We start from the raw sequence: 11607 nt of genomic DNA, 5'->3' as shown, positions 1-11607 counted from the left end.
CCCACAGGGTCAAGTGTTCACAGATCCAATGTGGGAGCGAGCCTGCTCGCGATGACGTCAGCACAAACAACATATTTATCAGCTCAACTTGAACCCACCCATCTGCCGCGCCAGATCATCCGCCAACCGCTGCAATGTCTGACAGTCTTCGCGACAAGCCCTGACTTCCCCCGCCGTCGCCCGGGCCAAATCGGAAATGCCCTGCACGTTACGGTTGATCTCCTCCGTCACCGCCGATTGCTCTTCCGTGGCCGTCGCCACTTGATGGTTCATGTCGCTGATGCGCTCGACCTGACCGGTAATCGCCGTCAACGACGCGCCAGTGCGCTGGCTCGATTCCACGCCGGTGCCTGTTGCTGCCTGCCCGGAGTGCATGGATGAAACCGCATTCTCCGCGCCCTGCTTGAGGCTGCCGATCATCTGCTGGATCTCATCGGTCGACGACTGCGTGCGCCGCGCCAACGTGCGCACTTCATCCGCCACGACCGCAAATCCACGGCCCATGTCTCCGGCCCGCGCGGCTTCGATGGCCGCGTTCAGTGCCAGTAAATTGGTTTGCTCGGAAATTCCGCGAATCACTGCCAGCACCTGATCGATGGATGCGACCTGATCAGCCAATTCGCCGACGGCACTGGCGGCGATGCCGATTTCGTCGGACATGCTTTCTATATGCCGGATCGACCCACCGACCACTTCCCGCGCCTGCATCGCTTCATCGCGAGCGTTCTGTGAAGCGACCGCGGCGTTACCCGCGTTCTGGGCGATTTCCTGCACGGTCAGGCCCATCTCATGAACAGCGGTGGCGACCATATCGGTCATTTCCTGCTGACGACCGGAGCGTTCGGCGGTGTTGTCCACGACCTTCGCCACTTGGCTGACCGCCGTGCGCAAACGCTCGCTGGTGGTCAGCACTTCACCGATCATCTCGCGCTGACTGTCGAGGAATCGATTAAAGCCTCGCGCCAGGTCACCCAGTTCATCGGCGCGGCTGGAATCTAACCGGTGGGTCAAATCTCCACCACCGCTACCAATGGCCACCAGCGCCGCTGTTACCTGACGGATCGGCCGTACCAGGCCACGGGCCAGTAATACCACCAGCAACAGACACACCAGCGCCACCGCCAGACCAATGCCGCTGCTCATCCACATGGCGCGACGGGCTTCGGCGTAGATCTGCGACTGTGGCACTTCGGCCACCAGGGTCCAGCCCAGATCCCGCAACGGCAGGCTCAACGCCAGATAATCTTCGCCATCGCGGACAAAGCTGCTGTTGGTGGCAACTTTTTGACCCATGACCGATTGTGCGGCGGCCGCGCCGATTTGCTCGGCCAGCGTGCGCTTGCCGCTGAACTGCGCTTCAGGGTGAACCTGGATCAAACCGTCGGAACGCACGAGATAGACCTTACCGCGCTCACCGAAGTTGAAATTGTGAATCAGCTCCGACAGCTCTTTCATGCTCAACCCAAGTCCGGCAACGCCCACGACTTTACCGGCCTGCTCGACCTTGAGGTCGATGAACAGCGCCAATTCTCCGGTCGCGGTGTCATTGTCGATATTGATGGTGCGTGGCTGGTTACTGTCGAGGAACGCGTAGAACCAGGCGTCCTTGGGGTTGGTACGGCTGAGGGTCCGGTCCAGGCCTTTTTCAGTGAAGTAATGGTTTGAAGCCGTGCCGACGATCAGCGCGGTAAAGGCTTTGTGTTCGGCACGGATGCCTTCCAGATACTGGACGAACGCGGCGGTCTGGGCACTGTTTTCACCCCCGGCCAACCAGTCGCGCACCATGCTGTTGCTGGCGATGTCCTTGGCGGCGGTGAGGGGTTGGACGAGGATTCGTTCGATGTCGTTGCGCATCGCTTCGATGCTGGACGGCAGTGCCTGTTCGACCAGATAGCTCTGGGCAAGGCGGTTGACCACGAGGGTATAAATGCCAACCACGATCAGGATGCTGACCAGCAGGGCGGTGCCCATGCTGAGGATCAACTGCCATTGAATACTGCGTCGCCAGAACTGCATGGAGCACCCCCAAAGAATAAGAGGCTGAAACACTGCAACAGCCGTGCCGATTGTATACAACTAAACCGACAATCTATTCTTTGGTTGTGCGCAAAGCCGATCAGGCCTGATTGATCGTCTTGGAGATCACTTCAACCGTGGCGCTGACTTGCTCTTGGTAACGGTCGAGTTCCTGCTTGTGCTGCTTTTGCATTTCAATCTGCTGGGAACACAGATTCATCGCAGCCAATACCAACAGTCGGTCACCGATCAGTGTCGGGTACTTCCTTTTGGTGTCAGCCAAGGCAGCTTTCAACATCATCGCGGCGTCCAGCAGGGTTTGCTCTTCCCCGGCCGGCGCCTTGATCGAATAGTCCTCCCCCAGGATCGAGACGACTTTTACCCCTGCGGCGCCGTGATTCATGCGCTGACCGGGCCGGCGCTGACGCGCTCAACCAGGGCCTGGATGCGGGCTGCGGTGGCCCCTTGTTTCTCTTCCTGTTCCATCAGGTTCAGTTGCAGGCTTTCGTTTTCATCCTTGGCCTGGGCCAGTTCTGTGCTCAGGGTCTGGTTGGTGGCGAGCAGGGTCTGGTTCTGTTGCACCAGGTCGCTGACCAGCTGTTCCAATTGACTAAGGGATGCTTCCAACATTTTGATTTTCCAAGCATTTCAAAGGGCGCGTACGATAAAGAAAAGTCACCACCGATGCCAGGGTTATTGGGACGCAAGGCCTTGATTTTCCTGGCGGGCGACCTTCCTCGCGAGCTTTAAAGACTGTGATTGGCGGATCTGGTTCCTGCACTTCGTCGCCGGAGCGGTTGTGCGACAAAAACGCGCAGGCCCTCAAGACTTTAGTCGTATGACCGATAAGTCACCCATACGTCAGCTTCAGCGCCGCACGGGTGCGCTCACTTTGGTAAACACCATGTCCCTTCGTAATATGAATATCGCACCGCGGGCGTTCCTCGGTTTCGCCCTGATTGGCGGTTTGATGCTGGTTCTGGGTGTGTTTGCCTTGAACCAGATGAGCAAGATTCGCGGCGCCGGCGAAGACATTGCCTCCATGAGCGTGCCGAGCATCAAAAGCCTGGACGAATTCACTCAACTGACCCTGCGCCTGCGGGTGCTGTCCTACCGCTTGCTGGTGAACCGCGAACCAGACGTGCAGCAGAAAACCTTCGAGCTGTTCGATCTGCGTAATCAGCAGATTCGTGACGCGCAGAAAGTCTACGAACCGCTGATCGAGGGCCCGCAAGAGCGTGCCGCCTACGATCAGTACGTGCAGTTGCTGGCGCAATACCGCCAACTTGAAGACCGCATGAAGACCCTCTCGCGCAACAATCAGGTCGATGAACTGCGCACAATGCTCAATAGCGAATTGCTCTCCAACTCCGAGGCCGTCAACGCGGCACTGGCCAAGTTGCTCGAAATCAATACGCAACAGATCGAAGTCACCGACACCCGGGCCGGCGAACAGTATTCAACGTCGCTCAACCTGGTCATCACCTTGTTGGTCATTGCCAGCGGCCTGACCTTGCTGTTCGCCTGGCTCCTGACCAACAGCATCACCAAACCGATTGCCAACGCCTTGAGCGCGGCCGAAGAAATCGCCGAAGGCAACCTGACTCGCCCGATTCATGTCGATGGCGATGACGAAGCCGGCCGCTTGCTGCTGGCCATGTCGAAGATGCAGGAAAAGCTGCGCGACACCCTGCAGCGGATTTCCGGCTCGGCTACGCAACTGGCGTCCGCCGCTGAAGAGCTGAACAGCGTCACCGACGAAAGCGCCCGTGGCCTGACCCAGCAGAACAACGAAATCGAACAGGCCGCCACCGCTGTCAATGAAATGACCAGCGCCGTGGAAGAAGTCGCGCGCAACGCTGTGAGCACGTCCGAAGCCTCGAAGAACGCCACCACCTCGGCCGGTGACGGCCGCGACCTGGTGCAGGAAACCGTCAGCGCCATCGAACGCATGAGCGCCGATGTGCAGAGCACCGCGACCTTGATTGGTGATCTGGCCAACGAGTCCCGTGACATCGGCAAGGTGCTGGACGTGATCCGTGGCCTGGCTGACCAGACCAACCTGCTGGCGTTGAACGCAGCAATTGAAGCCGCGCGTGCCGGTGAAGCCGGACGTGGCTTCGCAGTGGTGGCGGATGAGGTGCGTGCACTGGCGCATCGCACTCAGCAGTCGACCAGCGAGATCGAACGCATGATCGGCAGCATTCAGAGCGGCACCGAACATGCGGTGAACTCGATGCGCAACAGCACCGAACGTGCTGAATCGACCTTGAACATCGCCCGCGGTGCAGGTCTTTCGCTGGATACGATCAACAGTGCCATTGTCGAGATCAACGAGCGCAACCTGGTAATTGCCAGCGCGGCCGAAGAACAGGCGCAGGTCGCCCGTGAAGTGGATCGCAACCTGGTGAATATCCGTGATTTGTCGGTGCAATCGGCGACCGGGGCGAATCAGACGAGTGCGGCGAGCAATGAGTTGTCGCGATTGGCGCTGGACCTGAACAACATGGTTGGGCGGTTTAGCCTCTAACCGCCGACACCTTCTCTGTGGCGAGGGAGTTTGCTCCCGTTCGGCTGCGAAGCAGTCGCCAATCAGCCTGCGCGTTGAATCTGATTCACCGCGCCGCCTCTTCGGGGTCGCTGCGCGACCCAACGGGAGCAAGCTCCCTCGCCACAGGGATCAAGCTCAATCCGGGTGACGTTGTCGCTGCTGCAAAAGCTTTTTGACAGCATCACATTTCAACAGGTTAGAATCGCTGGCACGCAGACTGCATGGTCAGTTTGTGCCCGCCTTTCAGCTTTCTGGAGTACTGCCTTTGAATGCGACGACCATCAACAGCCTATTCTTGATCGGCGCGTTGCTGGTAGGTGCGAGCATTCTGGTGAGTTCACTTTCCTCGCGTCTCGGCATCCCGATTCTGGTGATCATCCTCGCCGTGGGCATGGCCGCCGGCGTCGACGGCGGCGGCATTATCTTTGATAACTACCCCACGGCTTATCTGGTCGGCAACCTCGCCCTCGCGGTGATCCTGCTCGATGGCGGTTTGCGCACCCGCGTATCCAGCTTTCGCGTGGCGTTGTGGCCGGCGTTGTCGCTGGCCACGGTCGGGGTGTTGATCACCACCGCGCTGACCGGCATGGCCGCCGCCTGGCTGTTCAACCTGAACATGATCCAGGGTTTGCTGATCGGTGCCATCGTCGGCTCGACCGACGCCGCGGCAGTGTTCTCGCTGCTGGGCGGTAAAGGCCTGAACGAACGGGTGACTGCCAGCCTCGAAATCGAATCCGGCAGCAACGACCCGATGGCGGTGTTTCTCACCGTCACCCTGATCGACATGCTCGCCAGCGGCCAGACGGGCCTGCATTGGAGCCTGCTCGGGCATTTCGTGCGTGAATTCGGCATCGGGGCCGTGATTGGCCTCGGCGGTGGCTGGGTCATGCTGCAATTGGTCAACCGGATCAACCTCGCCAACGGCCTCTACCCGATTCTGGTGATTGCCGGCGGCCTGGCCGTCTTCGCCCTGACCAACGCCCTGCACGGCAGTGGCTTCCTGGCGGTTTACCTCTGCGGCCTGGTGATCGGCAATCGTCCGGTGCGCAGCCGCCACGGCATTCTCCACATGCTCGACGGCATGGCCTGGTTGGCACAGATCGGCATGTTCCTGGTGCTGGGGCTGCTGGTGACGCCGCATGACCTGTTGCCGATCGCCCTGCCCGCGCTGGGTCTGGCGCTGTGGATGATTCTGTTTGCACGGCCGCTGTCGGTGCTGGTCGGCCTGCTGCCGTTCAAGGCGTTCCATGGCCGCGAGAAGGCGTTTATTTCCTGGGTCGGCCTACGCGGCGCGGTCCCGATCATTCTGGCGGTGTTCCCGCTGATGGCCGGCCTGCCGGATGCCCAGCTCTACTTCAACCTTGCCTTCTTTATCGTGCTGGTGTCGCTGCTGGTGCAGGGCACGAGCCTGCCGTGGGTGGCGAAACTTTTGAAAGTGACCGTTCCGCCGGAGCCGGCACCGATCTCGCGCGCAGCGCTGGAAGTGCACGTTACCAGCGAGTGGGAGTTGTTCGTTTATCGCCTCGGCGCCGAGAAATGGTGCATCGGTTCGCCCCTTCGCGAGCTGAAAATGCCCGACGGCACGCGTATCGCCGCTCTGTTTCGTGGTCAGCAACTGCTCCATCCGTCGGGTAGTACGGTGCTCGAAGTCGATGATTTGCTGTGCGTTATCGGCCATGAGCACAACCTTCCAGCCCTCGGAAAGCTCTTCAGTCAGGCACCGCAGCGCGGCCTCGATTTGCGCTTCTTCGGCGACTTCGTGCTCGAAGGAGACGCCCAGCTGGCCGCGGTTGCGGCACTGTACGGGTTGAAAGTCGAAGGCATCGACCCGGACATGTCCCTGGGCCGATTCATTGCCCAGAAAGTCGGTGGTGCTCCCGTCGTCGGTGACCAGGTGGAGTGGAACAACACCATCTGGACCGTTGCGGTCATGGAAGGGAACAAGATCGGCAAAGTGGGCGTCAGATTCCCCGAAGGAAGTCGCCCCGGCCCGGGCTTGTTCCTCTAAACTCCAACCTTCGTCTCGTTTTCGATCGGTCTCTATGCCAACCCTGCGCACTTTTTTCATCATGGCCCTGTTGGGCTTGAGTCTTTCTGTCGGTACGTTGCAAGCGGCTGGACCGCCGACCAGCGAAGCCGTGCAGGCGAGTCTGGACAAGATCGCCGATCGCAAACTGCCGGAAGCGGATCAAAAAGCGTTGCAGGGCATCCTGCAAAACACGCTGACTCAGCTCAATAACAAACGCGATTACGATCAGAAATTGATCGATCTGAAGCAGCAACTGGCCACCGCTCCCAAGCAGAACATCGAGAACCAGCGGGAATTGGCGCGGCTGAAAGCCAGCAAGGCACAGCCAGTTGCGCAGCGCTACGCCAACCAGTCGGTCCAGCAGCTCGAGCAAGTGCTCACCGAGCGCTCGACCCAGCAAAGCGATCTGCAGAAAGCACTGGCCGACGCCAACAGTCTGGTGATTACCGCCCAGACACGACCCGAGCGCGCCCAGGCTGAAATTTCCACCAGCCAGACGCGCATCCAGCAGATCAACAACATTCTCAAGGCCGGCAAAGACAACGGCAAAGCCTTGAGCGGCGAACAGCGTGACCAGCTCAACGCCGAGCTTGCGGCACTGAATGCCTTGATCCCGCTGCGCCGCGAGGAACTGGCCGGTAACAGCCAGTTGCAGGACCTGGGCAACAGCCAGCATGATTTGCTCACGGAAAAAACCGATCGCCTGGATCAGGAAATCCAGGAGTTGCAGACCCTGATCAATCAGAAGCGCCTGGCCCACTCCCAAGAGGCGGTGACCCAACAATCCATCGAAGCGCAGAAATCCGGCAGCAGCAGCTTGCTGGCCACCGAAAGCGCGGCGAACCTGAAACTCTCTGACTACCTGCTCAAAAACACCGACCGCCTCAACGCAATCACCCAGCAAAACCTGCAAACCAAGCAGCAACTGGACAGCGTGACCCAAAGCGATTCGGCCCTGGACGAGCAGATCAGCGTACTCAAGGGCAGCCTGCTGCTCTCCAAGATTCTCTACAAACAGAAGGCGGCCCTGCCGCGCCTCAAGCTCGACCGCGACCTCGCTGACCAGATCGCCGACATTCGCCTGTTTCAATTCGAAGTCAGCCAGCAACGGGAGCTGCTCAACAACCCGGCAACCTACGTCGACAATCTGTTGGCGACCCAACCGCCGGAGCAAGTCACCCCGCAGCTGCGCAAGAGCCTGCTGGAGCTGGCCACCACCCGCGCAGACCTGCTGGAGCGCCTCAACCGCGAACTGAGCGCGGTGCTCAACCAATCCATCACCCTGCAACTCAACCAGAAGCAACTGCTCAGTACCACGCAAAGCCTGCGGGCGACGCTCGATGAGCAGATGTTCTGGATCCCCAGCAACAAGCCGCTGGATCTGGAATGGATGCACGGCGTACCGGAGCGTTTGCAACGGCAGGTCACCACGCTGCCGTGGGCTTCCAGCCTGAGCGAATTGAGCGATGGCCTGATCCAGCGGCCGTTGTTGTTCCTGCCCCTGGTGTTGCTGATCGGCGCCCTGCTGTGGCGGCGTAAAAGCCTGTACGCCCGACTGAGCAAAGTTCACCAGGACATCGGCCACTTCAAGCGTGACAGCCAATGGCACACGCCGCAGGCCATCTTGATCAATATTCTGCTGGCGATGCCGGTCTCGCTGGGCCTGGCCTTGTGCGGCCTGGCCCTGCAGATCGACGCCCGCGGGCAGAACGCCAACATGGGCGCGGCGCTGCTGCAAATGGCCCAGGCCTGGCTGGTGTTCTACACCGCTTACCGGATTCTCGCGCCGGGCGGCGTGGCTGAACTGCATTTCCGCTGGGAAAAACCCCAGGTCGAATTCCTTCAGGGCTGGGTCCGCCGACTCGGGTTGGTGGTGATGGCATTGGTCGCCGTGGTGGCGGTTGCCGAACTGCAACCCTCGACGCTGGCGGATGACGTGCTCGGCATGCCCGTGGTGCTGACCTGCTACGCCTTGATGGCCTGGCTGCTCAGCCGCCTGCTGGTCAGCAGCCCGACGCACCAGAACGCTTCGCTGTTCCGCAAAGCAGTCGGGGTCCTGTTTACCATCCTGCCCGTGGCATTGTTCGTGGCGGTGTGCTTCGGCTACTACTACACCGCGCTGAAGCTCAGCGACCGGTTGATCAACACCCTTTACCTGCTGATGTTCTGGCTGGTGATCGAAGCCACGTTCGTTCGTGGCCTCAGCGTGGCGGCACGACGCCTGGCCTACCAACGCGCCCTGGCCAAACGCCAGGCGGCGAAAGAGGCCGGCGACGGCGAAGCGGTGATCGAAGAGCCGACGCTGGACATCGAGAAGGTCAACGAACAGTCCCTGCGCCTGATTCGCCTGGCACTGCTGGGCGGATTCATCGCGGCGCTGTATTGGGTCTGGTCCGACCTGATCTCGGTGTTTTCGTACCTGGACAACGTCACCCTCTACGAATACACCAGCGGCACCGGCGCCAATATGAGCATGGTGCCGATCAGCATCGGCGACATGCTCGGCGCGGTGATCATCATCGGCATCACATTCGCTCTGGCGCGCAACTTGCCGGGGCTGCTGGAAGTGCTGGTGCTGTCGAAGTTGAACCTGGCGCAGGGCAGCGCCTACGCCACGACCACGTTGCTCTCCTATGCGATCGCCGGCATCGGTTTCGTCTCGACCCTGTCCACCCTCGGCGTGAGCTGGGACAAGTTGCAATGGCTGGTGGCGGCGTTGTCGGTCGGCCTCGGCTTTGGCATGCAGGAGATCTTCGCCAACTTCATCTCCGGCATCATGATTCTGTTCGAACGCCCGGTGCGGATCGGCGACACCATCACCATCGGCAACCTGTCGGGCACGGTCAGCAAGATCCGTATCCGCGCCACAACCATCACCGACTTCGACCGCAAGGACATCATTGTCCCGAACAAGACGTTCATTACCGGGCAACTGATCAACTGGTCCCTGACCGACACCATCACCCGGGTGACCCTCAAGCTCGGCGTCGACTACGGTTCAGACCTGGACCTGGTGAAAGAACTGCTGCTCAAGGCCGCGCGCGATAACCCGCGAGTCCTGAAAGACCCGGAACCCCACGTGTACTTCCTGAACTTCGGTGAAAGCACCCTCGACCACGAGTTGCGCATGCACGTGCGCGACCTCGGTGACCGCAACCCGGTGCTGGACGAGGTCAACCGCTTCATCAATCGCGAATTCAAGAAGCAACACATCAACATCTCGTTCCGGCAGATGGAGGTTTACCTCAAGAACCTTCAAGGCCAGGAATACAAAATGGTACCGATCGATCCCGAATCCAAAACCATCGCGCCGCTGGTGGATAGCAAGGCGCCGCAAGAGCCGCCGCCCACCAAACTCGACTAACGGCCCTATCCCTAGCAGAATGCTCGGACATTCTGCTGGAGATGGCCGTTGAAACCTCTCGACGAACTGACCTTCGATAATCGCTTCGCCCGCCTGGGCGATACGTTTTCCGCCCATGTGCTGCCCGAGCCCATCGACAACCCGCGCCTGGTGGTGGCCAGCCCAGCAGCCATGGCGTTGCTCGACCTCGACCCAGCCGTAGCCGACACCCGGGAGTTCGCCGAGCTGTTCAGCGGCCACAAGCTCTGGGCCGATGCGGTCCCGAGGGCGATGGTTTATTCCGGGCATCAGTTCGGTTCTTACAACCCGCAGCTGGGCGACGGTCGCGGTTTGTTGCTGGGCGAGGTCTACAACGAGGCCGGCGAACACTGGGACCTGCACCTCAAGGGCGCCGGTCAGACCCCCTTTTCGCGCATGGGCGATGGACGCGCGGTACTGCGCTCGTCGATCCGCGAGTTTCTCGCCTCCGAAGCACTGAATGCCCTGAACATCCCGACCACCCGCGCCCTGTGCGTGATCGGCTCCGACACCCCGGTGTGGCGCGAGAAGCAGGAACGCGCGGCCATGGTCCTGCGCCTTGCGCCGAGTCATGTGCGTTTCGGGCATTTCGAATATTTCTACTACACCAAACGCCCCGAGAAGCAGAAAGAACTCGGCGAGCACGTATTGGCCATGCATTTCCCCGAGTGCCTGGAACAACCGGAACCGTATCTGGCGATGTTCCGCGAAATCGTCGAACGCAATGCCGAGCTGATCGCCAAATGGCAGGCGTACGGCTTCTGCCACGGCGTGATGAACACCGACAACATGTCGATCCTTGGCATCACCTTCGACTTCGGACCGTTCGCCTTTCTCGACGACTTCGACGCCCATTTCATCTGCAATCACTCGGATGATCAGGGCCGGTATTCCTTCAGCAACCAGGTGCCGATCGGCCAGTGGAACCTCAGCGCCCTCGCCCAGGCACTGACGCCGTTCATCAGCGTCGACGCCCTGCGCGAAACCCTTGGCCTGTACTTGCCGCTGTACCAGGCCCACTACCTGGACCTGATGCGCCGCCGCCTCGGCCTCACCACCGCTGAAGACGATGACCAGAAACTGCTGGAACACCTGCTGCAACTGATGCAGAACAGCGGCGTCGATTACACCTTGTTCTTCCGTCGCCTGGGGGATGAATCACCGAAACTGGCCGTCGCCCGCTTGCGCGATGACTTCGTCGACATCAAAGGCTTCGATGCCTGGGCCGAGCTTTATGTCGCCCGGGTTGTCCGCGAAGGCGAGATAGATCAGGAGCAGCGGCGCAAGCGGATGCACGCGGTCAATCCGCTGTACATCCTGCGCAACTATCTGGCGCAGAAAGCCATCGATGCGGCAGAGAGCGGCGACTATTCAGAGGTTCGGCGACTGCATACGGTGCTGAGTAATCCGTTCGACGAGCAAGCGGGGATGGAAAGCTACGCCGAGCGGCCGCCGGAGTGGGGGAAGCATTTGGAGATCAGTTGTTCGTCGTGATGTTGGTCAGTCCAGGGGATCAATGGCGCTGACGACGCGAGCAACGATGTCTGCCATCGTAACGTCATCAAGTCGCTCAATGAACCTGGCTGAGCCGTCGCGCACACGCTGCTCAATATCAAAACTACGTACCTG

The 11607-nt window shown here is 60.2% G+C and carries 7 protein-coding genes and 2 pseudogenes; 5 read left to right on the top strand and 4 right to left on the bottom strand.

What is annotated here, in order from left to right:
* Positions 1–78: 78 nt before the first annotated feature.
* The 4 genes and pseudogenes from FHL16_RS34935 to FHL16_RS05300 form a co-directional block, all read right to left on the bottom strand.
* Positions 79–810 (bottom strand): methyl-accepting chemotaxis protein, encoded by a 732-nt coding sequence (locus FHL16_RS34935; RefSeq protein ID WP_370654432.1) that lies wholly within the window; start codon positions 808–810, stop codon positions 79–81.
* A 132-nt stretch (positions 811–942) separates the two neighbouring features.
* Positions 943–1971: pseudogene (locus FHL16_RS34930) on the bottom strand (HAMP domain-containing protein); the annotation flags it as partial.
* Positions 1972–2116: 145 nt separating this feature from the next.
* The gene (locus tag FHL16_RS05305) at positions 2117–2419 is read right to left on the bottom strand and encodes a cell division protein ZapA (RefSeq protein WP_010464343.1); all 303 of its coding nucleotides are present in this window, start codon (positions 2417–2419) and stop codon (positions 2117–2119) included.
* Positions 2416–2646 (bottom strand): hypothetical protein, encoded by a 231-nt coding sequence (locus tag FHL16_RS05300; protein WP_010464345.1) that lies wholly within the window; start codon positions 2644–2646, stop codon positions 2416–2418. Before FHL16_RS05300 ends, FHL16_RS05305 begins: the two co-directional genes overlap by 4 nt.
* Before the next feature lie 208 nt (positions 2647–2854).
* Between FHL16_RS05300 and FHL16_RS34925 the strand changes: the two are divergent.
* The 5 genes and pseudogenes from FHL16_RS34925 to selO all read left to right on the top strand — a co-directional run.
* Positions 2855–3427: pseudogene (locus FHL16_RS34925) on the top strand (MCP four helix bundle domain-containing protein); the annotation flags it as partial.
* Positions 3428–3490: 63 nt separating this feature from the next.
* Positions 3491–4546 (top strand): methyl-accepting chemotaxis protein, encoded by a 1056-nt coding sequence (locus FHL16_RS34920; protein ID WP_425335202.1) that lies wholly within the window; start codon positions 3491–3493, stop codon positions 4544–4546.
* Between the two features lie 286 nt (positions 4547–4832).
* A complete protein-coding gene (locus FHL16_RS05290; RefSeq protein ID WP_010464348.1) occupies positions 4833–6575 on the top strand; it encodes a potassium/proton antiporter in 1743 nt (580 codons plus the stop codon).
* A 34-nt stretch (positions 6576–6609) separates the two neighbouring features.
* Positions 6610–9960 carry a mechanosensitive channel MscK gene (gene mscK / locus FHL16_RS05285; RefSeq protein WP_077747633.1) on the top strand — a complete coding sequence of 1117 codons (3351 nt, stop codon included), beginning with the start codon at positions 6610–6612 and terminating at the stop codon, positions 9958–9960.
* Between the two features lie 48 nt (positions 9961–10008).
* Positions 10009–11472 carry a protein adenylyltransferase SelO gene (gene selO, locus FHL16_RS05280; protein ID WP_077747632.1) on the top strand — a complete coding sequence of 488 codons (1464 nt, stop codon included), beginning with the start codon at positions 10009–10011 and terminating at the stop codon, positions 11470–11472.
* Positions 11473–11607: the final 135 nt, after the last annotated feature.

The sequence above is a fragment of the Pseudomonas sp. FSL W5-0299 genome (assembly GCF_005930655.1).
GTDB lineage: Bacteria > Pseudomonadota > Gammaproteobacteria > Pseudomonadales > Pseudomonadaceae > Aquipseudomonas > Aquipseudomonas mandelii.
This window is presented reverse-complemented; position numbering and strand designations above follow the sequence as displayed.